Below are 25,867 nucleotides of genomic sequence, written 5' to 3'. Positions count from 1 at the left end.
TGACACGGCAAAGATGGGGGTTTTCCCGGACGCGTCCGCTCGCGGAACCGATTAGCTTCGGTAGCAATCGAACTCGACGAGGAGGCCAAGGTGACCGCCGTGACCACGGAGCTCGCACCCGCAGAGATCGCGAGCCCGCCGCCGCCGGCGCCGACCTGGCATCCGGTGACGCGGCTCGCCTTCCGGTTCACGGTCGCCTACCTCGGGCTGTTCTGTCTGTGGATGGCGCAGATCAGTTTCGTCTTCCTCGGGGTGTTCGCGCTGCATCTGCCCGAGGATGCCATCGCCTGGCAGATGCTCTCGCTGGCCCCGGTGAGCCGCTGGATCGGTGAGCACGTGTTCGGGGTGCAGGCGGAGCTGGTCATGAACGGCAGCGGTGACCAGGCCGCGATCTGGATCCAGTGCGGGCTGGTCCTGGTGGCCGCGCTGTTGATCACCGTGGTCTGGTCGGTGCTCGACCGGCGCAGGCGCGCCTACCCGCGGGCGGCGAGCTGGTTCCTCACGCTGCTGCGGCTGTGTGTCGGCGGGCAGCTGCTGTTCTACGGGTTCGCCAAGCTCATCCCGACCCAGATGCCCGAGCCCGCGCTCACCACCCTGCTCACCCGGGTCGGTGACCTGAGCCCGATGTCGATGCTGTGGACCCAGGTGGGGTCGTCCCCGGTCTACGAGATGTCGCTGGGCGCGGCCGAGGTGCTCGCCGGGCTGCTGCTGTTCTGGCCGCGCACCGCCACCCTGGGCGCGATGCTCGGCGTGATCAGCATGGCGCAGGTGTTCCTGCTGAACCTGACCTTCGACGTGCCGGTGAAGATGCTGTCCGGGCATCTGTTGCTGATGAGCCTGGTGCTGCTCGCGCCCCAGGCCCGGCGCCTGGCGAATGTGCTGGTGCTGGAACGGGATTCGGGTCCGCTCGGGCAGCCGCCGCTGTTCGGGTCGGCGCGGGCGAACCGGTGGGCCACGGTCGTGCAGGTCGTGGCGGGGCTGTGGGTGGTGCTCGGCTGTGTGTACCTCGGCGCGCGATCCTGGGACGAATACGGCGGCGGCGCACCGAAACCCGAGCTGTACGGCATCTGGGACGTCACCGAGTTCACCGCCGAGGCGACCCCGGTGCCGCCGCTGACCACCGACCCGGTGCGCTGGCAGCGCATGATCATCGATGCCGGTTCGGCGGGCTACCAGCGGATGGACGACTCGATCGTGCCGGTGGCCGCCGCTTTCGACACCGAAGCGCACACGATGACCCTCACCGCCGCGCCGTCGGCGCCGGGCGAGGCCCCGGCGGCCGTCACGACCTTCGCGGTCGACCGGCCCGCCGACGACCGGCTGACGCTGCGCGGCGAGCTCGACGGCAAGCCGGTGACGGTCACCCTCACCCGCCTGGATCTCGACAGCTTCCCGTTGCGCGGCACGGACTTCCGCTGGGTGCAGAACAATCCGTACACCGGCTGAACTCAGCCGGTGATCGTGCCGCTCTGATTGCGCCAATGCGGTGACGGGGCGAACAACGCGCCGGAACCGGTGACGAAGGCCGCCGCGGCCCTGGCATCACCGCGCAATCGGGCGGCCAGCCAGGCCGTCGGGTAGCCGAGGAAGCCGTACACGCCGGTGCCACAGGCGAGCTGGCCGTCCGCGCAGGCCGGAGTGCCCTGGACGTCGTTGTGGTCGGCGCCCTCGAGCGTCGCCCACACCTTCGGCACGGTGAGCGCGTCGTAATAGGCGCGATGGGACTGGACGCCGACGACCTCGACCGGGAGCGGCTGCTCCGACGGCGAGATCAGGGTGTCGGCCGAGCCGTTGATCAGGAACACCGAGCCGGTCTCGATCGCGGCGGGATCGGTGCAGCTGAGGGCATCCGAGCACAGGCCGGTGCGCGGCAGTTCGACGGTGATCGCGGTGCGGATCGCCCCGCCGGAGCGCCGCATCGCGTTCAGCGCGCCGGAAGCGCCCTGCGAATGACCGACCACGCCCACCGCCGTGGTGTCCAGCCGCCCGGCGAAAACGCTCGCGGGATCGGCGGATTCGGCGATCAGGCGGTCGAGCGAGGTGAGGATGTCGATGCCGGAACCTGTGTACTGGTTCTGCGTCGCGATCACCACGAAGCCCCACGACGCGAAGTGCCGCAGCAGGTGGCGGTACTGGGTGGGCACCGCCTGGGTGCCGTCACCGAACAGCACGATCGGATGGCCGGTGCCGAGCTCGCTCGGGTACCACAGGTCGAAGGCGGCACCGGTGGTGTCGCAACACAGTTCGCCGATCCGCTCGGTCACGGCGAACGGGCCCGGCGCGGCGTAGTGCGCTTCGACACCGGCCGCCGCCTCGTAGGGCGGCGCGGCGACGGCGGGGCCGGGTCCGGCCAGCAGCAGGGCGGCGACGACCAGGACGATGCGAGACCAGGCGGGCATGGCTCGCGAGTGTACGGGTCAGCCGAGTGTGATGGCGTCCAGGCGCACGCGCAGGAAGTCGGCCGAGACCACCGGCGGTCCCGGCCGCACCCGGCCGATCGGCGGCGCGAGCGGGGTCACCACGGCATCGTGGTCGAGTTCGTAGAAGAAGATGAGCGAGACCAGGTCTTCCTCCGGCGCGGCGGCCTGCGGGGGGAGCACCCGGTGCCTGCCCGAGGGCCAGCGCTCGCCGCTCCAATAGGCCAGCAGGTCACCGATGTTCACGGTCAGCGCGGCCGGATCGAAGGGGGCGTCGGCCCAGCCGTCGGCCTCGGTGTAGATCTGCAAGCCGCCGGCGCCCGGCTCGCGGTCGAGCACGGTGACGGTGCCGAAATCGGTGTGCGGGCCGATCCGGAACTGGCCGGCTTGCGGGGTGCCGACGCTGGTCAGCGGGGGATAGTGGTTGATATTGCAGGTCCAGGTGGGGCGGGTGGCCAGTGTGGCGAACGGGTTGTCCGGGAGGTCGAGCGCGGCGGCGAACAGGGCGAGCAGCTCGTCGGAGAGCGCGTGCACGGCGGCGGTGTACTCGGTCAGCAGGGCGCGCAGCTCCGTGACCTCGGCGGGCCAGACATTGGGCAGGAACCACACCCGGTCCACCGCCGGGTCACCGGTGGCGGTGTCGGCACCGACCGCGAAGGTCTCCTTGAGGTCGGGCGGGGTCTCGGTGCCCTCGGCGTAGCCGTTGGCCTCGCGGCCGGGCCCGATCCAGCCGCGACCGCCGACGGTCACCGCGTACCGGTTCTTGACCTCCTCGGGCAGTGCGAAGAAGCGGCGGGCGGCGGCGCGGACCGCGGCGGGCAGCGCCGGGTCGATGCCGTGGCCGCGCACCAGCAGGAAACCGGCCCGGCGCAGGCCCGCGTCGACCTCGCGCGCCACGGCGGCGGCCGCGGCACCGCCGGAGCGCCAGCGGGCCAGGTCGACCGAGGCGATGCGGTCGCTCATGCCGGGGTCTCCTTCGCCGGCGCGTCGGTGACGCCGATGTCCTCGAACCACAGGTCGGGGCGATCGGCGATGAAGTCGGTCATCAGGGACACGCAGCGCGGGTCGTCGAGGACCAGCACCCGCACGCCGTGCTCGGCGAGCCAGTCGTGGCCGCCGTGGAAGGTGCGCGCCTCGCCGATGATCACGGTGCCGATGCCGAACTGGCGGACCAGGCCGCTGCAGTACCAGCACGGCGACAGGGTGGTCACCATGATCGTGGACCGGTAGTCACGCCGGCGGCCCGCGGCGCGGAAGGCGTCGGTCTCGGCGTGCACGCTCGGGTCGTCGTTCTGCACGCGGCGATTGTGGCCGCGCCCGAGCAGGGTGCCGTCGGCGTCGAACAGGGCGGCACCGATCGGGACACCGCCCTCGGCCAGGCCGCGCAGGGCTTCGTCGTAGGCCACGTCGAGAAGTGCGTCCGGCTGGGTCATGGACTCCACTGTCGCGCGCGGAGGGCCGGACGGCAACGCGGGCGCGCCGACCGCGGCGCACGGCGAAGGCGGTGTCGGCGGGCCCGTTCGGCGCGCGGCGAGCCAGGAACTAGGCTGAGCCACTGTGCCGAACACGTCTGACACCGCATCGACCCCGCCCGCAGGCGACCCGAACTACCTGGTCGGGCTCGATCTGCGCGGACGCAGAGTAGTCGTGGTCGGCGGCGGCACCGTCGCCCAGCGCAGGCTCGGCCTGCTGGTGGCCGCCGGTGCCGACGTCCACGTGGTCAGCAAGGCGGTCACCCCGGCCGTCGAGGGCATGGCGACCGCGGGGCAGCTCACCGTCGAGCTGCGCGCCTACGCCGACGGCGATCTCGACGACGCCTGGTACGCGATGGCCTGCACCGACGAACCCGAGACCAACGCCGCCGTGGTCGCCGAGGCGACCGCGAAGCGGATCTTCTGCGTGCGCGCCGACATCGCCCGCGACGGCACCGCCGTCACCCCCGCCACCGCCCGCTACGACGGACTGACCCTCGGTGTGCTGGCCGGGGGCGCGCATCGGCGCTCGGCCGCCGTGCGCAACGGTCTGCTCGAGGCACTGCAATCCGGTGTGGTGACCGATGATTCGGAGCCGGTGACCCCTGGCGTCGCCCTGGTCGGCGGCGGACCGGGCGACCCGGACCTGATCACCGTGCGCGGCCGCAGGCTGCTGGCCCGCGCCGACCTGGTCGTCGCCGACCGGCTCGCGCCGCCGGAACTACTGGCCGAGCTGGGCCCGCACGTCGAGGTGATCGACGCGGCCAAGATCCCGTACGGCCGGTCGATGGCGCAGGAGGCGATCAACCTCGCGCTGGTCGAGGGCGCCAAGGCGGGCAAGTTCGTGGTCCGGCTCAAGGGCGGCGATCCGTACGTGTTCGGCCGCGGGTACGAGGAGCTCGAGGCGTGCACCGAGGCGGGCATTCCCGTGACGGTGGTGCCCGGCGTCACCAGCCCGATCTCGGTGCCCGGCGCCGCGGGCATCCCGGTGACCCACCGCGGCGTGACGCACGAGTTCGTCGTGGTCAGCGGGCACGTCGCCCCCGATCACCCCGATTCGCTGGTCGACTGGGCGGCGCTGGCCAAGCTGCGCGGCACCCTGGTGCTGATGATGGCGGTGGAACGGATCGACAAGTTCGCCGACGCGCTGCTCGCCGGCGGCCGTGCCGCCGAGACGCCCGCCGCGGTCATCCAGGAGGGCACCCTGCGCACCCAGCGGGTGGTCCGGGCCGATCTGGGCACGGTCGCGGAGAAGGTCAAATCCGAGGGCATCCGGCCACCGGCGATCATCGTCATCGGCCCGACCGCGGGCTTCGACGCCGCCACCGGTGCGCGCGCCTGAGCGCCCGGCGGCGCACCGAACCCGCCGGGCCGGGTAGCGGCCTCGTTTACAGTGTTCGACTGTGCTCGATAAACCCCCTGCGACGATGCAGCCCCCGGTGAAACAGTCGGCCTTCGGGCTGGCCATCCTCGTGCTCAGTGGCCTGCAGTTCATGGTCGTGCTCGACGGGACCGTCGTGATCTTCGCGCTGCCGCGGCTGCAGGAGGAGATGGGCCTGTCCAGCTCCGGTGGCGCGTGGACGGTCACCGCCTACGGTCTGACCTTCGCCGGACTCATGCTGCTCGGCGGTCGCCTCGGTGACGTGTTCGGGCGCAAACGCATGCTCATCACCGGTGTCGGGCTGTTCACGGTGGCGTCGCTGGCGTGCGGGCTGGCCCAGGGCGAGGTGACCCTGCTGGTCGCGCGAGCGTTCCAGGGCGCGGGCGCCGCGATCGCGGCGCCGACCGCGTTCGCACTGGTGGCCACGACGTTCGCGCCGGGCAAGGCGCGCAATCAGGCCGTGGCGGTGGTGGGCTCGATGGCCGGCATCGGCTCGGTCAGCGGCCTGGTCGTCGGTGGTCTGCTCACCGAGCTGTCCTGGCGGTGGATCTTCCTGATCAACGTGCCGATCGGCGCGCTCATCGTCGCCGGGGCGGTGTACGCCCTCGCCGATACCGTGCACCATCGCGCGCCGCTGGACGTCAAGGGCGCGGTGCTCGGGACTCTCGCGTGCGCGCTGATCGTCTTCGGTGCCACCGAGGGACCGGCGTGGGGCTGGGACAGTCCGGTCATCCTGGGTGCGCTGATCATCGGTTTCGCGCTGCTCATCACCTTCGTCGTCGTCGAACGCAACGAATCCGATCCGCTGCTGCCGTGGTCGCTGTTCGACAGCCGCGACCGCAATTCCACCTTCCTGCTCATCTTCCTGGCCGGCGCGGTGCTCGGCGCCATGACGTTCTTCGTCGCCCAGATGCTGCAGAACTCGCTCGGTTACAGCCCGCTGAAGGCCGGTATCGCCTGTATCCCGTTCACCGTCGGCATCGGGATCGGTGGCGCGCTGGCGTCCAAGGCGGCGCTGATCGTGCCACCCCGCTGGTTGCTGAGCGCGGCCGCGCTGGTGCTGGCGGCCGGCCTGCTCTTCGGCTCGACCCTGGATCGCCACATCAGCTACCTCACCACGCTGCTTCCGCTGCTGGTGGTCATCGGTTTCGGCGTTGGCGTCGCGATGGTGCTGGCGCCGCTGTGTGTGCTCGTCGGGGTGCCGCCCGCCGATATCGGACCGCTGTCGGCCGTCGGGCAGATGTTCATGAACCTGGCGACGCCGATCGCCATCGGGCTGCTCAGCCCGATCGCCGCCTCGCGCACGCTGTCGCTGGGCGGCAGCACCACCGAGAAGGTCTCCGATCTCGACGGACCCCAGCTCGACGCGCTCACCAGCGGCTACACCCTGGTCCTGCTGGTCTGCTCCGGGCTGGCCGTGCTGGCCGCCGTCGTCGCGGTGACGCTGCGGTTCACTCCCGGCCAGCTGGCCGAGGCGCAGCACGCCCAGGAGGAGGCTCAGAACGCCTGAGCCCGCCCCTGCCTCGCGATCGGCGACTCAGAGCCGCCCGGCGACCCGGCGCGGGGTGATCCGCACGATCACCCGCTCGCCGTCGTGCACCGAGGCGGGGTTGAACTCGCGGTAGGGCAGGCCGGTGTACTTGAGCGACATCTCCTCGGGCAGCGCGCGCTCCGGATCGGGGACGGTGGTGGCCGTGCCCCGGATCTCGGCGTAGAGGAACGGCCGCTCCGGCGGGTTCACCATCACCGTGATCCGCGGGTCGCGCGCCAGGTTCTTGGCCTGCTGCCGCTCGACGGTGGTGGAGAACAGCAGGTCGTCGCCCTCGCGTTTGATCCAGACGACGGTCAGATGCGGATGCCCGTTCGCACCGACCGTGGCGACGGTCGCGTAGACCTTCTCCTCGTCCAGATACGACTTCAGTTCGTCGGAAAGCACTGCGGTATCAGTCACACTCGCGGACAACGCGTGCCGCCGCGGGCGCATTCCGCCCGCGGCGAAACCGCCGGTGTCACGGCGCGTCGACGGTGTGCGCGTCGGCGACGGTGAGCGCCTGATCGAGGATCGCCAGCCCCTCCTTGACCTCGGCCTCGGTGATCACGCACGGCGGCACCACGTGCAGCCGGTTGAAGTTCACGAACGTCAGCAGCCCGCCGCGCCGGCAGGCGGAGACGAGCTCGGTCATCGCGGGGCTGGTGCCGCCGTACGGAGCCAGCGGTTCCCGGCTCGCGCGGTCGCGCACCAGCTCGAGCGCCCAGAACACGCCGAGCCCGCGCACTTCGCCGATGCTCGGATGCCGCTGCGCGAGTTCGCGCAGCCCGGGCCCGATGACCCGGGCACCGACCTCGGCCGCGTTCTCCACGATCCGCTCCTCGCGCATCGCGGTGATCGTGGCGACCGCCGCCGCGGTGGCCAGCGGATGACCCGAATAGGTGAGCCCGCCCGGATACGGCCGGTCCGCGAACGTGGCCGCGATGGCCTCGCTGATCGCCACGCCGCCCAGCGGCACATAGCCGGAGTTCACGCCCTTGGCGAAGGTGATCAGATCCGGCACGACCCCGAAATTGTCGATGGCGAACCATTTTCCGGTGCGGCCGAAACCCGCCATCACCTCGTCGGCGATGAAGACGATGCCGTGCCGGTCGCACAGTTCCCGGACGCCGCGCATGTACTCGGTGCTCGGCACCATGATGCCCGCGGTGCCCGGCACCGATTCCAGCACGATGGCCGCGATCGTGGCCGGGCCCTCCATCGCGATGGTGCGTTCCAGGTGCTCGAGGGCGCGCTGGGTCTCCTGCGCTTCGTCGCTCGCGTGGAATTCCGAGCGATAGAGGAACGGGCCGAAGAAGTGCACCACCCCGCTGGTGCCGTGATCGTTGGGCCAGCGTCGCGGGTCGCCGGTGACATTGACCGCCGTCTCCGTGCCGCCGTGATAGGAGCGGTACCGCGCGAGCACCTTGGGCCGCCCGGTGTGCAGGCGCGCCATCCGGATCGCGTGTTCGACGGCGTCGGCGCCGCCGTTGGTGAAGAAGATCTTGTCCAGGTCGCCCGGGGTGAGCTCGCTGATCAGCCGGGCCGCCTCGGACCGGGCGGCATTGGCGAACGCCGGTCCGACCGTGCACAATTCGGCCGCCTGCGCGGCGATCGCGGCGACCACCTTCGGATGCTGGTGCCCGATATTGGTGTTCACCATCATCGAGGAGAAGTCCAGCAGCCGGTTGCCCTCGCCGTCCCACACGTAGCAGCCCTCGGCCGCGGTGAGCACGATCGGGGACACCTGGGCCTGCGCCGACCAGGAATGGAAGACGTGGCGGCGATCGAGTTCGTAGGCGCGGGCGGCCTCGTCGGAAAGCGTCATCGGCACTGCTCCTGTCCGGTCACTTGTTCTGCGGGAAGCCGAGTTCCAGCCCGGCGTGGCTGGGATCGAGCCAGCGGGTGGTGATCGCCTTGGTGCGGGTGAAGAAGTGCACGCCGTCGGTGCCGTGCGCGTGGGAGTCGCCGAACAGCGAGTTCTTCCAGCCACCGAAACTGTAGTAGGCCATGGGAACCGGGATCGGCACATTCACGCCGACCATGCCCACCTCCACCTCGTGGTGGAACCGGCGGGCCGCGCCGCCGTCGTTGGTGAACACGGCGGTGCCGTTGCCGTAGCGGTTGGCGTTGATCAGCGCCACCGCCTCCTCGTAGGTGCCGACCCGCACGACCGAGAGCACCGGCCCGAAGATCTCGTCGGTGTAGACGCTCATCGCCGGCGTGACCCCGTCGAGAATCGTCGGCCCGAGCCAGAATCCGTCCGGCGCGCCCTCGACGATCAGCGGACGGCCGTCGAGCACCACCCGGGCGCCCGCGCTCTCACCCGCGTCGATGTAGTCGGCCACGCGATCGCGGTGGGCCCGGGTGATCAGCGGACCCATGTCGGCGCCGGAGGTGCCGTCCCCGGTGACGATGGTCGCCGCGCGCTCGGCGATCCGGGTGACCAGCTCGTCGGCGACCCCGCCGACCGCGACGACCACGCTGATCGCCATGCACCGCTCGCCCGCCGACCCGAATCCGGCGTTGACGGCGGCGTCGGCGGCCAGGTCCAGATCGGCGTCGGGCAGGACCACCATGTGGTTCTTCGCCCCGCCCAGCGCCTGCACCCGCTTGCCCGCCGCGGTGCCGCGCTGGAAGACGTACTTGGCGATCGGGGTGGAGCCGACGAACGAGACCGCCTTGATGCCCGGATTGTCCAGCAGTTCGTCGACGGCCACCTTGTCGCCCTGCACGACGTTGAACACGCCGTCGGGCAGGCCCGCCTCCTGCCACAGGCGCGCCAGCCACAGCGCCGCCGACGGGTCCTTCTCGCTCGGCTTGAGCACCACGGTGTTGCCCGCGCCGATGGCCAGCGGGAAGAACCACATCGGCACCATGGCCGGGAAGTTGAACGGCGAGATGATCGCGACCGGGCCCAGCGGCTGTCGCACGGAGTGGATGTCGACCTCGGTCGAGGCGTTCTCGGTGAACGAGCCCTTGAGCAGATGCGGTATGCCGCAGGCGAATTCGACGACCTCCAGCCCGCGGGTGACCTCACCGAGGGCGTCGGCGGCCACCTTGCCGTGCTCGGCGGTGATGATCGCCGCCAGCTCCTCCTTGCGCTCGGCCAGCAGCTCGCGGAACCGGAACAGCACCTGGGTGCGGCGGGTCAGCGAGGTGTCGCGCCAGGTCGCGAACGCCACCGTCGCGGCGTCGATCGCCGCGCGGGTGTCGGCCACGTTCGCCAGGGCCAGTTCGCCGGTGACCGCGCCGGTGGCGGGATTGGTGACCGGGGCCGTCGCCTCGCTGGTGCCGGAGACGGACTTGCCGTCGATCCAGTGGCCGATGGACTGCATGCCAGACCTCGTTTCGCCGGGAAGGGTGGTGCTTCCACCCTGGTCCACGATCAGCGCGGCACCGGCCGACGATCTGTACGGAGTCACGGCTTTCGTATTACGATTCGTCGGTGCTGTTGACGGTGGCCGATGTGCTCGCCACGCCGGTGGTCCAAGCAGGTCAACCCGAGGTGATCTGCGGGGCGAACCTGGACCGGCCGGTGCGCTGGGTGCACGTCAGCGATCTGGCCGACGTCGCCGGGGTGCTGGTCGGCGCGGAACTCATCCTGACCACCGGGCAGGCGCTGGCCGCGCCGGAACCGGACCGGGTCGCCTATCTGCGCTCGCTGGCCGCCGCCGGGGTCGCGGGTCTGGTGGTCGAGCTCGGCAGCTACGTGAGCGAACTGGGTCCGGTCGTCGCGGCCACGGCCGCCGAACTCGGGCTGCCTGTCATCGTGCTGCACCGGGTGACGCGGTTCGTCGAGATCACCGAGGCGGTGCATCGCGCGATCGTCGCCGACCAGTACGCCGAGCTCGAGTTCGCCAGGACGGTGCACGAGACCTTCACCGACCTCAGTGTGCGCCGGGCCGCGCTCGCCGAGATCGTGCGCACCGCGGCCACCATGCTCGACGCGTCGGTCGTGCTGGAGGATCTGGCGCACCGGGTGCTGGCCGCGACCGCTCGGCACACCACGTCCTCGGCGCTGCTGGAGAATTGGGAGGCAACGTCGCGCCTGCTGCCCGATGACGCGTGCGTGGTCGACGTCGGCCCGCAGATGCAGCGCTGGGGCAGGCTGATCCTGCGTGCGGACCACGGCCCGACACCTCGCGCACGCATGGTGCTCGAACGCGCGGCCCAGACCCTGACCCTGCACCGGATGATCGACAAGGACCGCTTCGGGCTGCACCGCCGGGCCCAGACCGGCCTGATCGCCGACCTCGTCGAGGGCCGGATCGGCGACGAACGCGACGCGCAGGCGCGGGCGGCAGCGCTCGGGCTGCACCGGCACGCCCGCTACGTTCCGCTGGCCATCGATGTCGACGCCGTCGCCGACCCGGACCCGGTGGCGGCGCAACGGCGCAGCGCGGCGGTGGTCGAGGCGGTGACCCACGGGCTCGGCCTCGCCGACGCCTCGGCGTTGAGCGCGGCCGAGCACCGGCCTGCGCCGCGTGGCACGGGCGGACATTCGGCGCGGGTCGACGGGGAACGGGTCGCGATGATTCTCGCGGTCGCCCGGGGTGCCGTCGTCGAGGACCGGCTCGCGACGGTATGCGCGGCCGTGCTCACCGAAGTGCGCCGGGTCGAGGGGGTGCGGCGCGCGGTGATCGGTGTCGGCGCCGACTCCGATTCCCTGCTCGACACGGCGAGCGGGCTCGCCGACGCGAGGGAGGTCGCGGCCGTCGCGGCATCGATGCGCGCCGCGCCCCGCCGAATCTTCTTCCGCAGCGCCGATATCCGGCTGCGCGGGCTGCTCTCGCTGATCCGCGACGATCCCCGGGTACAGGGTTTCGCCGAGACCGAACTGAGTGCCCTGCTGCGCCACGACCTCCGGCACGGCACCGATCTCACCGCCACCCTGCGCCGCTTCCTCGACCTGGCGGGCAACAAGACCGAGCTCGCCAAGGCGCTGGTCATCAGCAGGCCGACGCTCTACGACCGCCTCGCCCGGATCGAGCGCATTCTCGACGTCGACCTCGACGACGGCGAGTCCCGCACCTCGCTGCACACCGCGCTGCTGGTGCGCGAACTCACCGGTGGCGACGACCCGCGATAAGCCGATCGTGGTGATCCCACCGGAAATCGGGGTTGTCGGCGAGCGGGTGTCCGCCGACACTGGAGCCCATGACGTTGTCGTCGCTGGACCTTCTCGACCGCTGGACCGCCCTGGCCGGACCGGACTCCGTTTCCCTCGGAGCCGGGATCATCGCCCGCTACAGCGAACCCCATCGCCACTATCACACCGCCGAACACCTGCGCGCGATGCTCGGCGCGATCGACGAATGGGCCGACAGCGCAGCCGATATCGACGCGGTGCGCTACGCCGCCTTCTTCCACGACGCGATCTACGCGGTCGACCGCGCCGACAACGAGGAACGCAGCGCCGACCTGGCGCGCGACGTCCTCGAATCCCTGGGCGCCCGAAAACCCTTGGTGGACGAGGTGGCTCGACTGGTGCTGCTCACCCGTGGTCACGATTCCGAGGCGGGCGACGCCAACGGCGCCGTGCTGTGCGACGCCGACCTGGTCGTGCTCGGCGGCGATCCGGTGAGCTACGCCGCCTACGCGACCGCGGTGCGTACCGAGTACGCGCACGTCCCCGACGACCTGTTCCGGGCCGGTCGCGCCGCGGTGCTGCGCGCGATCGCGAATCAGCCTGTGCTGTACCGGACTCCGGCGGCCCGCGCCCGCTACGAGGAGCGAGCGCGGGAGAACCTGGCCGCGGAACTGGACCGGCTCACCGACTGAGGCCGCTCAGCGCCCCAGCGCGCCGCTGGATTCGATGGCGGCGGTGAGCAGTTCGGCGACGCCGCGCTGGCCCGTCAGGGTGGGGTGGTAGGGGAGCAGGGTCTGGTCGGCCACCAGCGGATCGAACCAGCGCACGGCCGGGTCGGCGCACATCCCGAGCGCGGGCGAGGCCGCCACGGTGTCGACGTAGACCGCTCCGTGCGCGGCGGCCGCGCGGGCGACGACGGTATTGAGCCGCGCGAACTTCGACTGGATGTAGGCGGCGTCGGCCGGGAGCAGGCCGAGCATCGCCGGGCAGCTGGTGTCGGCCAGGTAGGTGGGCCAGCCGTCGACGAAGATCGTGGCGGCCGGTGCGCGGCGGGCGATCTCGGCCAGGGCGGCGGCGTAGGCCGGGCCGATCGCGTCGATGCCCGCGTCCCACGCGGGATCGGCCGCCGCGGCGCAACCGCCGGTGGCCGCGCCCGCGTGGCAGTCGCCGAGGATGTACTTCGTCATCTCGGCGTCGTTGGCGCCGATGTGCAGGGTGACGATCTTCGTCGCGGGTCCGAGCGCGTCGAGTTGCGGTGCGACGCCCGGTGTTTGGGAGGTGTAGAGGTCGGGAATCTTCGCCGAGCTGCACGTGCGGTCGTCCAGGGCGAGGCCGAGGCGCTCGGCGACCAGCTTGGGCGCGTTGGTCGTGGAGCGCACGCAGCGCAGCGGCGCGCCGAGGTCGAGGTTCGCGGCGCCGGTGGTCGCCGCCCCGGAGTCACCGAGCGCGACATAGGTGGCGCCACCAGGGAGCGACGGTTCGGCCTGGGCCGGGGCGAGCGGCAGCGCGGCGAGCGAGACGACCGCGGCGAGCACGCGCAGACTGTTCTTCAGCGAACGGCGGGGATCCACAGCGCGAAGAGTAGGTGGCGGTGGGCCACGCCACAAGCACGCGGCGACACGACACCCGGCGGACCGGTGCGGTCCGCCGGGCCGTGGCTCAGAGCGCGTCGAGCATCCGGGCGGCCAGCGGCGCCGACGACGCCGGGTTCTGGCCGGTGTAGAGGGTGCGGTCGACCTCGATGTGCGGGGCCCACGGCTCGCCCTCGCGATAGTCCACCCCCAGCGCGACGAGCCGGTCCGCGAGCAGCCACTTCGCCTTCTCGGCGAAGCCCGCCTGGGCCTCCTCGGCATTGCTGAACGCGGCGACCCGGTACCCGGCGAACGGGGACTTCCCGTCGGCATCGGCGGTCGCGAGCAGGGCGGCGGGCGCGTGGCAGACCACCCCGAGCGGCTTGCCCGAGGCCAGCGCGTCGACCAGGAGCGCACCCGAGACGGGATCGACCGCGAGATCCTCCATCGGGCCGTGGCCGCCGGGGTAGAACACCGCGTCGTAGTCGGCGAGCCGCACCTCGGCGAGCGGGATCGGCTGCCGCAGGACCTCGGCCCCGGCCAGGACCTCGGCGATCTCCGCCGCGCGCTCGGCGCCGCCGTTCGCCTCGGCCGCCAGACTGCCCTGGTCGACCGGTGGGAGCACGCCACCCGGCGTCGCGACGGTGACGGTGTGGCCCGCGCCGGTGAACGCCGCGTACGGCGCGACGAACTCCTCGGCCCAGAACCCCGTGGGGTGCTTCGTGCCGTCCGCCAGGGTCCAGTGATCGGCGCCGGTGAGGACGAACAGGATGTGTGCCATCGGATTCCTTCTCCATTCAACGGGTTTCGTGGCGATCGGCCGGCAGCGTCGTCGGGTCGCCCTCTCGACGCTAGGGACTCGGGCATTGTCTGACCAATAGGATGGTCTATATGAGACATAGGCCAGCCGATGGCTCGATGGATCTGGTGCAGCTGCGGACCTTCCTGGCGGTCTACCGGACTGGATCGCTCACCGCGGGCGCCGCGCAGGCGGGGCTGTCCCAGCCCACGGTGACCACGCAGGTCCAGGCGCTGGAACGGTACCTGGGCACGCCGCTGTTCGAGCGCCTGCCGCGCGGGGTGGCGCCGACCGCCGCCGCGCACGAGCTGGCGGCGCGGGTGAGCGCCCCGCTGGACGCGCTCGCGTCGGTGGTCGGCGGCCCGGTCGCCGAGCGGCCAGCGCCGCCCGAACCGCCGGTGCTGCTCGGCGGGCCCGCCGAGATGCTGGCCGCGCAGGTGCTGCCCGCGCTCGCGCCGCTGCTCGCCGACGGGGTGCGGCTCACCGTCCGCGCCGGACTCACCGATGATCTGCTGGCCGAATTGCGTTCGGGCACGCTCGATCTGGTGATCGCCACGGCGCGCCCGCGCGGCCGGACCGTGCTCGCCGAACCGCTCGTCGACGAGGAGTTCCTGCTCGTCGCGGCGCCCGCGGTGGCCGCCCGCGTCGACACCGATCGCCTGCGCCGCGCCGATCCGGGCGCGCTCGACGGGCTCCCGCTGCTCAGCTACGCCGCGGATCTGCCGATCCTGCGCCGCTACTGGCGGCACGTGTTCGAGACCCGGCTGGAGGCGATCCCGGCCCTGATCGTCCCCGATCTGCGCGCGGTGCTGGCCGCGGTGCGCGCCGGCGCGGGGATCAGTGTGCTGCCGCGCTACCTGTGCGCGGGCGAGCTCGCCGACGGCAGCCTGGTGACCCTGCTCGATCCGGCCGATCCGCCGATCAACACCGGCTTCCTGGCCCGCCGGGTCGGTGGGCCGCCCCGACCGCACGTCGACCTGGTCCGGGCCCGGCTGCTCGCGGCCGCGGTCGCCTGGCGCGCCGAGTGAGCCGCGATCGGATCCAGCCGCGCGCAAGCGCCCGGGAACAGGCGCGCCGGCTCGATGGTTGACCGAGCACATGACGACACTCGGATTGATCGGCAGCGGCAATATCGGATCGACAGTGGCGCGGCTGGCGGTGGCCGCCGGAATCGACGTGGTGCTCAGCAACTCTCGCGGACCCGAGACGCTGGCCGGCCTCGTCGCGGAGCTCGGGCCCCGGGCCAGGGCGGCGACACCGGCGGAGGCGGCGGCCGCCGGCGACCTCGTGGTGGTGACCGTGCCGCTGAAGGCGTATCAGGACGTACCGGTCGCGCCGCTGGCGGGCAAGGTCGTGCTCGACACCAACAACTACTACCCCGAGCGGGACGGCGCCATCGCCGAACTCGACGCCGACACCGTCACCACCAGTGAGCTGTTGCAGCGGCACCTGCCCGACGCGCAGGTGGTCAAGGCGTTCAACAACATCTACTTCGAGCATCTGGCCGCCCTCGCCCGGCCCGCGGGCGCCGCCGACCGTTCCGCGCTGCCGGTCTTCGGCGACGACCCGGCCGCGAAGATCGCCGCGGCGCACCTGATCGACGCGCTCGGCTACGACGTCGTCGACGGCGGCACGCTCGCCGAGAGCCGTCGCTCCCAGCGCGACACGCCGGTCTACGTCCGGCCCTACGCCGTCCCGGGCGATTCCTGGCCGCCCGCGGCCGCGACCACCGGCGACATCGCGGCGATCCGCACCGCGCTGGCCGCCGCCGAGGTCTGAGGCGGGAGCCTCCCACCTGCATCGATGCTTGACATGCAAGCGTCAGCTTGCCTATCGTTCGAGGGGAGACGACGGGAGGAACGCGCGCCGTGACCGATATCTTCACCGCCTTGGCGGACTCGACGCGGCGCGCGCTGCTCGACGAACTGGCCGAGCGGGACGGGCAGACGCTGTTCGAATTGTGCGCCAAGCTCGCCACCCGGCACGGGATCAGTTCGTCGCGGCAGGCGATCACCCAGCACCTGGGCATGCTCGAGGCCGCGGGGCTGGTGACCACCCGTCGACAAGGCCGCTACAAGTTCCATCACGCCGATTTCACGCCGCTGCGCGCGATCTCGGAGCGATGGCCGATCCCCCAGGAGGACCAATGATCCGCATCGGTGTGACCAGCATCTTCGTCGACGACCAGGACAAGGCCGAGAAGTTCTACACCGACGTGCTCGGCTTCCAGGTCAAGGACCGGGTGCCGGTCGGCGAGTACGACTGGCTGACCGTGGTCTCGCCCGCCGACGTCGACGGCATCCAGTTGCTGCTCGAACCCGACCAGAACCCGATCGCCCAGAACTACAAGTCCGCGCTCACGGCCGATGGCATCCCCTGCATGATCTTCACCGTCGACGACCTCGACGGCGAATACCGCCGCCTGCTCGACCGCGGCGTCCTGTTCACCCAGCCGCCGCAGCCGATGGGCGCGGTCACCACCGCCGTCTTCGACGACACCTGCGGCAACCTCATCCAGCTGATGCAGCCCACTACCGCGTGATGATGAGAAGTTCGGTGGGGGAGGCGATCTCGGCCCGCAGCCCGGCCTTGGTCGCCACCCGCGCCACCGCGCGGATGTCGGTCGGCTCCGCGCGGGTGAGCACCAGCGCGCGGGCCAGCAGACCCTTGTGATGCTTGTTGAAGTGGCTGACCACCGTGCGTGAGCCGTCGGGGTGCTCGGTGAGCACGTTGGCGGTGATCGCGTCGGGGACCCGGCCCAGCTGCTGGTAGCTGCCCGACCGGAGATCGATGACGAGCTCGCCGCCCGCCTCGGCGTAGAGGGCGTCGGACAGCACGTCGCGCCACACCGCCGACAGCGTCGGCAGGCCGGGCAGCTTGGTGCCGCCGGAGAGCCGGTAGGCCGGGATCGGGTCGGCCGCGCGGACCGCGCCGAACAGCGCGGAGCCGATGCCGAGGCGCGCGTACGCCTTCGCGCGCTGCGCCTTGGTGAACGACTTCGCGTCCAGTGCGTCGTAGAGCACCCCGGTGTAGCGCTCCAGCGCGGGGCGGGTCGCCGAGGTGCGCAGGCTCGCGTTGCGGGCGATCTCGGCGTCGGCGGCCTTGCCGAGCCCGAGCACCGCCGTGGCGGCGGCCGGGTCGGCGGCGAGCTGCACCACCTCGGTGATCAGCTTGTCGCGCACCGCCGTGAGCTGCGGCATCGCCAGATCGGCCAGGTCGAGGGGCGCGCCCGACCCACCGTCGGACTTGGTTTCGGAGGGAGGCAGCAGCACCAGCACGATCGCCTACGGTACCGGCGTCGCGCTCGGGTCCGGCCGCTGGTGGTCGGTGGAACCGATATCGGCTTGCACGTGGCCCCGGACCAGGGACTACCCTGTGCATCCGTGATCACCCGCCTCTCCCGCCTGTTCCTGCGCACCCTGCGAGACGATCCCGCCGACGCCGAGGTGCCCAGCCACAAACTGCTCGTCCGCGCCGGCTACGTCCGCCGGATCGCCCCCGGCGTGTACTCGTGGCTGCCGCTGGGCCTGCGCACGCTGCGCCGCATCGAGGACGTGGTGCGCCAGGAGATGGACGCCACCGGCGCCCAGGAGATCTCCCTGCCCGCGCTGCTGCCGCGCGAGCCCTACGAGACCACCAACCGGTGGACCGAATACGGCGACGCCCTGTTCCGCCTGCAGGACCGCAAGGGCGGCGACTACCTGCTCGGCCCCACCCACGAGGAGCTGTTCGCGCTCACCGTCAAGGGTGAGTACAACTCCTACAAGGATCTGCCGGTCACGCTGTACCAGATCCAGGACAAGTACCGCGACGAGGAACGTCCCCGCGCAGGCATCCTGCGCGGCCGCGAGTTCACCATGAAGGACTCCTACTCCTTCGACCTCGACGACGACGGCCTTGCCACCAGCTACGCCACCCACCGCGCCGCCTACCAGCGCATCTTCGAGCGGCTCGGCGTCGAGTACGTGATCGTGGCCGCCACCTCCGGCGCTATGGGCGGCAGCGCGTCCGAGGAATTCCTCGCCGCCAGCCCCGTGGGCGAGGACACCTACGTGCGCTGTGCCGAGTCCGGCTACGCGGCCAACGTGGAAGCCGTGGTCACGCCCGCGCCCGCGCCGCTGCCGATCGACGGCCTGCCCGCCGCGGTCGAGTACGACACCCCGAACACCCCCACCATCGCCACGCTGGTCGACTGGGCCAACGAGGCGACGGTGCTCGACCGCGCCGTCACCGCGGCCGACACGCTCAAGAATGTCATGGTCAAGCTGCGCCACCCGGACGGCAAGACCGAGATCCTCGGCATCGGCGTCCCCGGTGACCGCGAGATCGACGACAAGCGGCTGGAAGCCTCCGTCGAGCCCGCCGAGGTGGAGCTGCTCACCGAGGCTGACTTCGCCGCCAACCCCTTCCTGGTGAAGGGCTACATCGGACCGAAGGCATTGCAGGCCAACGGTGTTCGCTACCTCGTCGATCCCCGCGTCGTCGACGGCACCAGCTGGATCACCGGCGCCGACGTCCAGGGCAAGCACGTCGTCGGCCTGGTGGCCGGTCGCGACTTCACCCCGGACGGCACCATCGAGGCCGCCGAGGTCCGCGACGGCGATCCCTCGCCCGACGGCGCCGGTCCGCTGGTGTCGGCCCGTGGCATCGAGATCGGCCACATCTTCCAGCTCGGCCGCAAGTACACCGATGCGTTCGACGTCGACGTGCTGGGCGAGAACGGCAAGCCGGTCCGGCTCACCATGGGTTCCTACGGCATCGGCGTCTCGCGCCTGGTCGCGGTGATCGCCGAGCAGCAGCACGACGACAAGGGCCTGCGCTGGCCTGCCGAGGTCGCGCCGTTCGACGTGCACGTGGTCATCGCGAACAAGGACGCCGCCGCCCGCGAGGGCGCCGAGCAGGTCGTGGCCGGTCTGGACAAGCAGGGCCTCGAGGTCCTCTTCGACGACCGCACCGCCTCGCCTGGTGTGAAGTTCAAGGACGCCGAACTTCTCGGCATGCCCTGGATCCTGGTGATCGGCCGCGGCTGGGCCGACGGCAAGGTCGAACTGCGCAACCGGTTCACCGGCGAGGCCGAGGAGATCGCGGCCGAGGACGCCGTCGCCGCGGTCACCGCGAAGATTCGCGGCTGAATCCGCTCGACCCGGTCACGTCCCCCGCGGCGCGACCGGGTCGGCGAAAGCCGCTGCGGCACAGGAACCGACCGTTGCCGCTCGCGTACGGGCAGCGGGCCGGGAACTGATAGTTTCGAGCGCGTGGACACGTTCAGCGATTCGCTGTTGCGGCTGGCGCGGGATTATCTCGGCGGGGCGATCGAGCAGTATTCGGTATTTCAGGAGCAGATCAGGCCGGGGCCGACCCGGGTGGATCATCGGGCGGGGCGCGTCTGGATCGGCGACCGGGAGTTCGCCGGGTCCGGCGAGATCGGGACCTACGCCGAGGATCTGACCTTCCTGTGGGCGTGGGCCAAGCCCACCCTCGCCGGCCTGCCCGGCGTCGCGGCGTCGACCCGGCTGCGCGAGCTCGGATTACAGCACGGGATCCCCGAATTCGCCGAGGAGATCGTCGATCTCGCCGGTTTCCCCGACCCGATGCTGGCCGCCGATCATCTGTCGATCATCGCGCTGGGCGCGCTCGGCGCCCGCGGGATGACCAAGTTCAATCACGGCGGCCGCGCGTACGCCTACCTGATCGTCGACGACGAGCAGGTGCCGTCCGCGACGCCGGACCCGGGCCGGGTGGCCGACCTGGTGGCCGCCGCCGCCCGGATGCTGCCCGGCACGGGCACGCGGGCGGTCGTGGCCGGCTACGCCCACCGTCACCGCCTGCCCGTGCGCGACACCGCCGACGGGGTGGAGGTGCAGCTGGCCGACGGGCCGCGGCTGATCGTCCGCATCGACGCCGGTGACCAGCTCCTCGACGCCGAGGTCGTCGGTGCGGATGTGTCGGTCACGGCCGCTGCCGGGCCACGGCAGGAGCGGATTCCGCCCTTCTTCCCGGACAGCCTGCTGGTCGCGCTGGCACCGGCCGCGGCGACCACCGTCGGCGGCCACGGTTCGCTGCGTGGCGCGGCCATCGCCGGACCACGACCTACCCTGCGCTGGCAGCCGATGTACGGCGATCTCGTCGAGGTCCCCGGCGGCCCGGTGGCCGTCGCCGAGATCGGCCGCTACGACAGCGAGCACCGGATCTGGGCGTGGGCGGGCCGAGAATGGGCGGGTGCCGCCGCGCTGCGCGGGCTGGCGCGCGAACACGGGGCCGAGCACCTGGCGGTGGATCGGGTCGACCTCGGCACCGTCGTCCATCCCGACAATGTGGTCACCCTGCTGGTGGCCGGGGCCGCCGAGCTGGGCGGATCCGTCGGCTGGGCAGCGGCGCCGGACGGCGCCGGGTGGCGCTACTTCGCGGTCACCGACGACGCCGTGACCATGACGGGATCGGATCCCGGGGTGGCCGCCCAGCTCATCGAGACGGCCGCGAACCTGCTGCATCCGCTGACCGATCCGGACAGCCGCTACCCCGCCATGCGGGCGATGGCCGCCGGCTACTTCGAGCGCCACCACGTCACCACCCTGACCTTCGGCGAACCGCAGCTGCTGCTCGCGCACTTCGGTCTGTACGAGCTGCGGGTGGAGTTCGACGCCACCGGCGGCATCATCGGCACCCGCACCGGCATGATCGGTGAACTGATGAGCTGAACCCGGCCTGCGCCGCCCGGTGTTCCTGGCGGCGCGGCACCGGGTCAGGCGCCGAGGTCGGCGAACATCTTGCGCTTCATCGGCGGTATCGCGCCCGCGGTGCGCAGGACGAGCTTGCCCATCATGCGGCCGAGCCTGCCGTCGGCGACGGCGCGTTCGGCGGTGCTCAGCGAGGTGCGGACCGCGGCGAAACCGTAGTCGGTCATGGCGGTTTCGTAGGCGCCGATCGCGTCGAGCAGGCCGCGCTCGCGGCGGTCGGCGGCGACCAGCATGCGGCACAGCAGCTGGGCGTCGCGCAGGGCGGTGTTGGCGCCGATGCCGGCGAACGGGGTCATGCTGTGGATGGCGTCACCGAGCAGGGTGACGGTGGTCGGGGTCCAGCGCGGGATCGGGACCGAGGTCTTGATCGGCAGCAGAGTGGCGGTGTCGCTGTCGGATTCGGCGACCAGCCTGCGCAGTTCGGGCGCCCAGCCCGCGGTCATCCGGACCGCGGTGGCATGCAGCTCCGCCGCGTCGAGGGCCGACAGGTCGACGCCGAATCGGTCCCGCTCGGCGGCGAACGCCCAGAACACGTAGGGCTGGGTGTCGTCGAACAGGAAGCCGGGCGTGAGCTCGGTGCCGTCGCTGCCGAGCGCGACACCCGGTGCGGGCGGGGCGAATTCGTGCGGCGCGACGAACATGCCGCACCCGCTCGGCGGAATCACACTGTGCGGGTGCGCGAGCAGGCGCGGATCGAGGCGGTCACGGGCGCTCGGAGTGAGTGCGTATTTGCCCGCGATGGTGACGATGCCGGTGTCCACGCGCCGCGCCTGGGGCAGGTACTGGGCCCGCACCCGCGAGGTGCCGCCGTCGGCGCCGACCAGCACATCACCGACCTCGCTGCCGCCGTCGGCGAAGTGGACGACCACCCGGCCGTCCGGCCGACGCTCGTAGCGGTCGAACGCGCTGCCGTAGTGCACCGCGTCGCCCAGTTCGGCGAGCAGGATGCGGCGCAGGGTGATCCGGCTGATGCCGTAGTGGTCGCGGTCGGCGTGCGGGGTCTCGGCGCTCTCGAAATCGATCAGGCTCGACAGCTGCTCGGTGACGAAGCCGAAACCGTTGCCGCCCTGGCCGGAGCAGGCGACGAAGGTCGCGAAGAGCTCGGGGGAGAGCAGCTCGGCCAGCGCGCCGCTGCCGTGCGGGTTGATGTGGATGCGGAAGCCCTGCAGCCGGTCGGTGCGCCGCACCTCGCGCTCGTGCACGCTGACCGCGACGCCGGCCCGGCGCAAGCCGTTGGCCAGCGCCAGACCGCCGATACCGCCGCCCGCGACGATGACCTTCAGTGGGGTGTTGGATGCCATGACGGTGTCCTTTCGATGGTCAGGCCCGGCTCCAGCCGAACCCGCCGGAGCGCCGCTTCGACGCCCGTTGCTGCTGGGTGGGGCCCGCCTGCGACCAGTCGGTGATCAACCGGTCGAGCAGGCGGGTGAGGGTGACCACATCGGCGGCGGGCCAGTCGGCGATGACCGCGCCGAACACCTGGTCGCCCACCTCGAGGAACTGCTGGAGTTCCGCGCGCCCCGCGTCGGTGATCTCGACCAGGACCGCCCGCCGGTCGGCCGGGTCCGGCGCGGTGCGCACCAGCCCGGCCTCCGCCAGGGTCTGCACGTGCCGGGTGATCGAGGAGGGCAGCGCGTCCAGGCGCTCGGCGATCTCCCCGGCGCGCAGCGGACCCGACTCCGCCACCGCCTGCAGCACCCCGACCCGGACCGGGTCGTACGCCCGGGACGTGCCCTGGCGCATCGCCTCGGCGAACCTGCTCGTCGTGCGGGCGAGTTCGGAGACCTGATCCTTGTTTGCTTGCATGAATCAAATAATACATTTGATTGCGTGAAACAACAATAGGGGTGGTGAACTTACGCCTACGTAGGGGAAACCTGCAGGTCATGGCCTCGAAGCCGGGTATGGCGCTGCTAAGTTAGCTCCCATGACGAGTTCGCCGAGCCTGCTGTTCAACCCCGCCACCTACGACCCTCAGCACTTCGATGCCGAGACGCGGCGGCTGCTGCGAGCCACCATCGAGTGGTTCGAATCCAAGGGCAAGGCACAGCTGCTGGCCGAGGACCGCGACGCGGTCTGGACCCAGGAGTTCCTCGACTTCGTCGCGAAGGAGAAGCTGTTCGCGACCTTCCTGACCCCGGCCGCCTACGCCGACGGCGACCCGAACAAGCGCTGGGACGCCGCCCGCAACGCGGCACTGGCCGAGATCTTCGGCTTCTACGGCCTCGCGTACTGGTACGCCGAGCAGGTCACCATCCTCGGCCTCGGCCCGATCTGGCAGAGCGACAACGAGACCGCCAAGCGCAAGGCCGCCGCCGACCTCGACGCGGGCCAGGTGATGGCGTTCGCGCTGTCCGAGCGCGAGCACGGCGCCGACATCTACAACACCGACCTGATCCTCACCCCGACCGCGCCGGGCAGCGCCGACGCCGAGGCCGGAATCCTGTTCCGCGCCAACGGCGAGAAGTACTACATCGGCAACGGCAACGTCGCCTCGATGGTGTCGGTGTTCTCCCGCCGCGGCGATGTCGAGGGCGCCGAGGGCTACGTCTGGTTCGCCGCCGACAGCCGCCACGCCGACTACCACCTGGTCGAGAGCGTCATCCACGGCCAGATGTACGTCAGCCACTTCCGGCTGGAGAACTACCCGGTGACCGCAGCCGACGTGCTGCACGAAGGGCCCGAGGCCTTCTCGGCCGCGCTCAACACCGTCAACGTGGGCAAGTTCAACCTCTGCCACGGTGGTATCGGCATGGTCGAGCACTCGTTCTTCGAGGCCATCACCCACGCCAGCAACCGCATCCTCTACGGCAACCCGGTCACCGACTTCGGCCATGTGCGTGGCAATTTCGTCGACGCCTACACGCGCCTGATCGCGATGAAGCTGTTCAGCGACCGCGCGGTGGACTACTTCCGCAGCGCCTCGCTCGAGGACCGCCGCTACCTGCTGTTCAACCCGATGACCAAGTCCAAGGTCACCTCCGAGGCCGAGGTCGCGATGACCCTGCTGCTGGATGTGCTGGCGGCCAAGGGCTTCGAGAAGGCCACCTACTTCGCGCAGGCCTCGCGCTACATCAACCACCTGCCCCGCCTCGAGGGCACGGTGCACGTGAACGTGGGCCAGATCCTGAAGTTCATGCCGAACTACCTGCTCAACCCGACGGAGTACCCGGCGATCGGCACCGACCTGGCACCGGGCGACCAGGAGTTCTTCTGGAAGCAGGGTCCGGCGCGTGGCGCGGGCAAGGTGCAGTTCGCCGACTGGACGCCGGCCTACGAGCAGGCCGCGGACGTGCCGAACGTCGGCCGGTTCTACGAGCAGGCGCAGGCGCTGCGCACGCTGCTGCTCACCGCGGCGCCCGACGCGGCCCAGCAGAAGGACCTGGACTTCATGCTGACCGTCGGCCACCTGTTCTCCACGGTGGTCTACGGCCAGCTGATCCTCGAGCAGGCCGAGCTCACCGGGCTCGACCGCGATGTCGTCGACCAGATCTTCGATTTCCAGATCCGCGACTTCAACACCCACGCGACCGCCCTGCTCGGCAAGCCGACGGTCACCGAGGCCCAGCGCGCGTGGGCCGTCGGCGCCCTGCGCAGTCCCGTGGCCGACGCCGCGCGCTTCGACCGGGTGTGGCAGCAGGTGGCGTCCTACGACGGCGCCTACGCGATGCGCCCGTAGCGGACCCGGTTCGGCCGCCGCACCGCACGGTGGGGCGGCCGATGTCGGGCCCGGGCTCGCGATTGTGCCCGGGTGTGGTTACACCGACGCGCGGCCGGGGAAGGTCGTGGTGACCGGGTTCGCGCCCAGGATCGCCTGCCAGCGGGCCCGGCGCACCGCGGACTCGGTGAGTGCCTCCGTCGCGGTGGCCCGGACCGCGGCGTCGGCCGCCTGTTCGACGACGGCGTACCACGCTGCGGCGCAATCGGATTCGACCGTGACGGCCAGGTGTGCCGCGGGGATCGGATCGTCGACCGGGAACGGTGGGGTGTAGGCGGCGCCTGCCGCCTCGGGTGCGGTGCCGCCCGCTTCCAGCAGTTCGATGGTGGCGTCGCGCCGGGCCCGGTGCGCGGCGCTGAACTCGGCGACCATGCGCGCCCGGTCGGCATTGGCGTAGGCGGCGATCACACCGTAGGAGTAGACGGCGGCGTACTCGCTGTCCAGGGCGGCCTGGAGGGCCTGTCGTTGATCGGTCATGCGAGCAGGACTCCCGCCTCGGTGGCGCAGGCCGCGCTGATCGAGGCCAACAGCCCCGCGCGGTACCCGGATTCGGTGCGGGCCAGCGCCGCGGCGGACTGCTGCGAGCGGACCAGCTGATCGCGCAGCTGGGCGATCGTCAGCGGCTGGGTGGCGTTCTCGATCGTCGCGGCGGGGACGAGGGCGCCGTCGGGGCCGGGCACGGTGATCTCACCGGTGCGGTGCACGGGGGTGGTGCCGTCGCCGTACACGCCGATCACCCGGTCGATCTCGGTGCGCAGCGCGTCGGCGTGGGCGGTGCGTTCGGCGGCGACGGTGGCCAGCGCCGCCTGTGCCTGCGGAGCGAGCGCGATCGCGGCCTGCGCGGACGCGGCGTCGGCGCGGGCCAGGACCTCTTGCGCGGCAAGCGGATCCGGCGCGTGCACGGTGTCGTCCTCGGCGCAGGCGGCCAGCACGCTCAGCGCGGGGACGCCGACGGCCGTCGCGCCGGCCAGGCGCAGCAGCGACCGCCGCCGCCAGGCACCCGCCGTGCGCTGTGTCACGTCGGCGGTCGGCGACCACTGCGCCGGTGCGGCCGAAGCCGCTCGGTGCGGAGCTGCGGGGGCTGTGCGCTGCGGTGCGACCGGGCACGGCGACTCGCTCGTCATCGGGCGGGATTCGTGCCGGTCGGAGCGC

Annotated in this window: 25 protein-coding genes; 12 read left to right on the top strand and 13 right to left on the bottom strand. The window is 71.5% G+C overall.

Features of this window, described 5'->3' with window-relative positions:
* Positions 1 to 99: 99 nt before the first annotated feature.
* Complete coding sequence (locus tag AB0L91_RS02425) at positions 100 to 1,446, top strand: DoxX family protein (protein WP_365006959.1); 1,347 nt, start codon at positions 100 to 102, stop codon at positions 1,444 to 1,446.
* A 2-nt stretch (positions 1,447 to 1,448) separates the two neighbouring features.
* On the opposite strand, the gene AB0L91_RS02420 is transcribed toward AB0L91_RS02425, so the two are convergent.
* The 3 genes from AB0L91_RS02420 to AB0L91_RS02410 are packed head-to-tail and all read right to left on the bottom strand — an operon-like array spanning position 1,449 to position 3,850.
* Positions 1,449 to 2,399 (bottom strand): hypothetical protein, encoded by a 951-nt coding sequence (locus tag AB0L91_RS02420; RefSeq protein WP_365006958.1) that lies wholly within the window; start codon positions 2,397 to 2,399, stop codon positions 1,449 to 1,451.
* An 18-nt stretch (positions 2,400 to 2,417) separates the two neighbouring features.
* A complete protein-coding gene (locus AB0L91_RS02415; RefSeq protein WP_365006957.1) occupies positions 2,418 to 3,380 on the bottom strand; it encodes a 2-oxoglutarate and iron-dependent oxygenase domain-containing protein in 963 nt (320 codons plus the stop codon).
* Entirely contained in the window at positions 3,377 to 3,850 is a 474-nt protein-coding gene (locus AB0L91_RS02410) for a nucleoside deaminase (protein WP_365006956.1), read from the bottom strand. The genes AB0L91_RS02415 and AB0L91_RS02410 overlap by 4 nt, the downstream gene beginning before the upstream one ends.
* Before the next feature lie 124 nt (positions 3,851 to 3,974).
* On the opposite strand from AB0L91_RS02410, the gene cobA reads away from it, so the two are divergent.
* Together cobA and AB0L91_RS02400 are read left to right on the top strand one after the other, a co-directional pair.
* A complete protein-coding gene (gene cobA / locus AB0L91_RS02405; RefSeq protein ID WP_355280638.1) occupies positions 3,975 to 5,231 on the top strand; it encodes a uroporphyrinogen-III C-methyltransferase in 1,257 nt (418 codons plus the stop codon).
* 85 nt (positions 5,232 to 5,316) lie between these two features.
* Positions 5,317 to 6,780, top strand: a complete 1,464-nt coding sequence (locus AB0L91_RS02400) for an MFS transporter (RefSeq protein ID WP_357345690.1) — start codon at positions 5,317 to 5,319, stop codon at positions 6,778 to 6,780.
* A gap of 27 nt (positions 6,781 to 6,807) precedes the next feature.
* On the opposite strand, the gene AB0L91_RS02395 is transcribed toward AB0L91_RS02400, so the two are convergent.
* The 3 genes from AB0L91_RS02395 to AB0L91_RS02385 all read right to left on the bottom strand — a co-directional run bounded on the left by AB0L91_RS02395 (position 6,808) and on the right by AB0L91_RS02385 (position 10,136).
* On the bottom strand, positions 6,808 to 7,206 hold the full coding sequence (locus AB0L91_RS02395) for a PPOX class F420-dependent oxidoreductase (protein ID WP_355280640.1): 399 nt from the start codon (positions 7,204 to 7,206) through the stop codon (positions 6,808 to 6,810).
* 73 nt (positions 7,207 to 7,279) lie between these two features.
* The gene (locus AB0L91_RS02390) at positions 7,280 to 8,626 is read right to left on the bottom strand and encodes an aspartate aminotransferase family protein (protein WP_365006955.1); all 1,347 of its coding nucleotides are present in this window, start codon (positions 8,624 to 8,626) and stop codon (positions 7,280 to 7,282) included.
* Positions 8,627 to 8,645: 19 nt separating this feature from the next.
* Positions 8,646 to 10,136 carry a CoA-acylating methylmalonate-semialdehyde dehydrogenase gene (locus AB0L91_RS02385; protein WP_365006954.1) on the bottom strand — a complete coding sequence of 497 codons (1,491 nt, stop codon included), beginning with the start codon at positions 10,134 to 10,136 and terminating at the stop codon, positions 8,646 to 8,648.
* Positions 10,137 to 10,246: 110 nt separating this feature from the next.
* Here AB0L91_RS02385 and AB0L91_RS02380 point away from each other — a divergent pair, with 110 nt between their 5' ends.
* Positions 10,247 to 11,890, top strand: coding sequence for a PucR family transcriptional regulator (locus AB0L91_RS02380; protein WP_365006953.1), 1,644 nt, complete (start codon positions 10,247 to 10,249; stop codon positions 11,888 to 11,890).
* Positions 11,891 to 11,958: 68 nt separating this feature from the next.
* Positions 11,959 to 12,582 carry a metal-dependent phosphohydrolase gene (locus AB0L91_RS02375; protein WP_365006952.1) on the top strand — a complete coding sequence of 208 codons (624 nt, stop codon included), beginning with the start codon at positions 11,959 to 11,961 and terminating at the stop codon, positions 12,580 to 12,582.
* A gap of 6 nt (positions 12,583 to 12,588) precedes the next feature.
* On the opposite strand, the gene AB0L91_RS02370 is transcribed toward AB0L91_RS02375, so the two are convergent.
* Both AB0L91_RS02370 and AB0L91_RS02365 read right to left on the bottom strand, forming a co-directional pair.
* Positions 12,589 to 13,461 carry an SGNH/GDSL hydrolase family protein gene (locus AB0L91_RS02370; RefSeq protein ID WP_365006951.1) on the bottom strand — a complete coding sequence of 291 codons (873 nt, stop codon included), beginning with the start codon at positions 13,459 to 13,461 and terminating at the stop codon, positions 12,589 to 12,591.
* An 88-nt stretch (positions 13,462 to 13,549) separates the two neighbouring features.
* The gene (locus AB0L91_RS02365) at positions 13,550 to 14,242 is read right to left on the bottom strand and encodes a type 1 glutamine amidotransferase domain-containing protein (RefSeq protein ID WP_365006950.1); all 693 of its coding nucleotides are present in this window, start codon (positions 14,240 to 14,242) and stop codon (positions 13,550 to 13,552) included.
* A gap of 110 nt (positions 14,243 to 14,352) precedes the next feature.
* On the opposite strand from AB0L91_RS02365, the gene AB0L91_RS02360 reads away from it, so the two are divergent.
* The 4 genes from AB0L91_RS02360 to AB0L91_RS02345 all read left to right on the top strand — a co-directional run bounded on the left by AB0L91_RS02360 (position 14,353) and on the right by AB0L91_RS02345 (position 16,802).
* A complete protein-coding gene (locus tag AB0L91_RS02360) occupies positions 14,353 to 15,288 on the top strand; it encodes a LysR family transcriptional regulator (RefSeq protein WP_365006949.1) in 936 nt (311 codons plus the stop codon).
* A 70-nt stretch (positions 15,289 to 15,358) separates the two neighbouring features.
* Positions 15,359 to 16,039 (top strand): NAD(P)-binding domain-containing protein, encoded by a 681-nt coding sequence (locus AB0L91_RS02355; protein WP_365006948.1) that lies wholly within the window; start codon positions 15,359 to 15,361, stop codon positions 16,037 to 16,039.
* An 89-nt stretch (positions 16,040 to 16,128) separates the two neighbouring features.
* Complete coding sequence (locus AB0L91_RS02350) at positions 16,129 to 16,410, top strand: metalloregulator ArsR/SmtB family transcription factor (protein ID WP_365006947.1); 282 nt, start codon at positions 16,129 to 16,131, stop codon at positions 16,408 to 16,410.
* Positions 16,410 to 16,802, top strand: coding sequence for a VOC family protein (locus tag AB0L91_RS02345; RefSeq protein ID WP_357345692.1), 393 nt, complete (start codon positions 16,410 to 16,412; stop codon positions 16,800 to 16,802). The genes AB0L91_RS02350 and AB0L91_RS02345 overlap by 1 nt, the downstream gene beginning before the upstream one ends.
* Here AB0L91_RS02345 and yaaA read toward each other — a convergent pair.
* Entirely contained in the window at positions 16,792 to 17,538 is a 747-nt protein-coding gene (gene yaaA / locus AB0L91_RS02340) for a peroxide stress protein YaaA (RefSeq protein ID WP_365006946.1), read from the bottom strand. The two genes, AB0L91_RS02345 and yaaA, sit on opposite strands and share 11 nt — an antisense overlap.
* A 105-nt stretch (positions 17,539 to 17,643) precedes the next feature.
* Between yaaA and AB0L91_RS02335 the strand changes: the two genes are divergently transcribed.
* Complete coding sequence (locus tag AB0L91_RS02335; RefSeq protein ID WP_365006945.1) at positions 17,644 to 19,392, top strand: proline--tRNA ligase; 1,749 nt, start codon at positions 17,644 to 17,646, stop codon at positions 19,390 to 19,392.
* A 123-nt stretch (positions 19,393 to 19,515) separates the two neighbouring features.
* A complete protein-coding gene (locus AB0L91_RS02330) occupies positions 19,516 to 20,958 on the top strand; it encodes a DUF6882 domain-containing protein (RefSeq protein ID WP_365006944.1) in 1,443 nt (480 codons plus the stop codon).
* A gap of 44 nt (positions 20,959 to 21,002) precedes the next feature.
* Here the strand turns inward: AB0L91_RS02330 and AB0L91_RS02325 are convergent, their stop codons facing one another.
* Both AB0L91_RS02325 and AB0L91_RS02320 read right to left on the bottom strand, forming a co-directional pair.
* Positions 21,003 to 22,298 carry an FAD-dependent monooxygenase gene (locus AB0L91_RS02325; protein WP_365006943.1) on the bottom strand — a complete coding sequence of 432 codons (1,296 nt, stop codon included), beginning with the start codon at positions 22,296 to 22,298 and terminating at the stop codon, positions 21,003 to 21,005.
* Between the two features lie 19 nt (positions 22,299 to 22,317).
* Entirely contained in the window at positions 22,318 to 22,803 is a 486-nt protein-coding gene (locus AB0L91_RS02320) for a MarR family winged helix-turn-helix transcriptional regulator (RefSeq protein WP_357344544.1), read from the bottom strand.
* A 121-nt stretch (positions 22,804 to 22,924) separates the two neighbouring features.
* Between AB0L91_RS02320 and AB0L91_RS02315 the strand changes: the two genes are divergently transcribed.
* The gene (locus AB0L91_RS02315) at positions 22,925 to 24,676 is read left to right on the top strand and encodes an acyl-CoA dehydrogenase family protein (protein WP_365006942.1); all 1,752 of its coding nucleotides are present in this window, start codon (positions 22,925 to 22,927) and stop codon (positions 24,674 to 24,676) included.
* Between the two features lie 78 nt (positions 24,677 to 24,754).
* On the opposite strand, the gene AB0L91_RS02310 is transcribed toward AB0L91_RS02315, so the two are convergent.
* On the bottom strand, positions 24,755 to 25,192 hold the full coding sequence (locus tag AB0L91_RS02310; protein WP_355280666.1) for a ferritin-like domain-containing protein: 438 nt from the start codon (positions 25,190 to 25,192) through the stop codon (positions 24,755 to 24,757).
* The gene (locus tag AB0L91_RS02305; protein ID WP_365006941.1) at positions 25,189 to 25,734 is read right to left on the bottom strand and encodes a hypothetical protein; all 546 of its coding nucleotides are present in this window, start codon (positions 25,732 to 25,734) and stop codon (positions 25,189 to 25,191) included. The genes AB0L91_RS02310 and AB0L91_RS02305 overlap by 4 nt, the downstream gene beginning before the upstream one ends.
* Between the last annotated feature and the right edge of the window lie 133 nt (positions 25,735 to 25,867).

It is taken from the genome of Nocardia sp. NPDC051833 (assembly GCF_040681225.1).
In the GTDB taxonomy this organism is placed as follows: domain Bacteria; phylum Actinomycetota; class Actinomycetes; order Mycobacteriales; family Mycobacteriaceae; genus Nocardia.
The sequence above is the reverse complement of the archived record's forward strand: the minus strand, read 5'-3'. Positions and strand labels throughout refer to the sequence as shown.

What these genes read in the sequence shown, in the direction of transcription:
- AB0L91_RS02365 (WP_365006950.1), bottom strand. Translation starts at nt 14,242, where the DNA reads ATGGCACACATCCTGTTCGTCCTCACCGGCGCCGATCACTGGACCCTG.
- AB0L91_RS02360 (WP_365006949.1), top strand. Translation starts at nt 14,353, where the DNA reads ATGAGACATAGGCCAGCCGATGGCTCGATGGATCTGGTGCAGCTGCGG.
- AB0L91_RS02355 (WP_365006948.1), top strand. Translation starts at nt 15,359, where the DNA reads ATGACGACACTCGGATTGATCGGCAGCGGCAATATCGGATCGACAGTG.
- AB0L91_RS02415 (WP_365006957.1), bottom strand. Translation starts at nt 3,380, where the DNA reads ATGAGCGACCGCATCGCCTCGGTCGACCTGGCCCGCTGGCGCTCCGGC.
- AB0L91_RS02320 (WP_357344544.1), bottom strand. Translation starts at nt 22,803, where the DNA reads ATGCAAGCAAACAAGGATCAGGTCTCCGAACTCGCCCGCACGACGAGC.
- AB0L91_RS02375 (WP_365006952.1), top strand. Translation starts at nt 11,959, where the DNA reads ATGACGTTGTCGTCGCTGGACCTTCTCGACCGCTGGACCGCCCTGGCC.
- AB0L91_RS02420 (WP_365006958.1), bottom strand. Translation starts at nt 2,399, where the DNA reads ATGCCCGCCTGGTCTCGCATCGTCCTGGTCGTCGCCGCCCTGCTGCTG.
- AB0L91_RS02410 (WP_365006956.1), bottom strand. Translation starts at nt 3,850, where the DNA reads ATGACCCAGCCGGACGCACTTCTCGACGTGGCCTACGACGAAGCCCTG.
- AB0L91_RS02385 (WP_365006954.1), bottom strand. Translation starts at nt 10,136, where the DNA reads ATGCAGTCCATCGGCCACTGGATCGACGGCAAGTCCGTCTCCGGCACC.
- AB0L91_RS02325 (WP_365006943.1), bottom strand. Translation starts at nt 22,298, where the DNA reads ATGGCATCCAACACCCCACTGAAGGTCATCGTCGCGGGCGGCGGTATC.
- AB0L91_RS02315 (WP_365006942.1), top strand. Translation starts at nt 22,925, where the DNA reads ATGACGAGTTCGCCGAGCCTGCTGTTCAACCCCGCCACCTACGACCCT.
- AB0L91_RS02400 (WP_357345690.1), top strand. Translation starts at nt 5,317, where the DNA reads ATGCAGCCCCCGGTGAAACAGTCGGCCTTCGGGCTGGCCATCCTCGTG.
- AB0L91_RS02390 (WP_365006955.1), bottom strand. Translation starts at nt 8,626, where the DNA reads ATGACGCTTTCCGACGAGGCCGCCCGCGCCTACGAACTCGATCGCCGC.
- AB0L91_RS02310 (WP_355280666.1), bottom strand. Translation starts at nt 25,192, where the DNA reads ATGACCGATCAACGACAGGCCCTCCAGGCCGCCCTGGACAGCGAGTAC.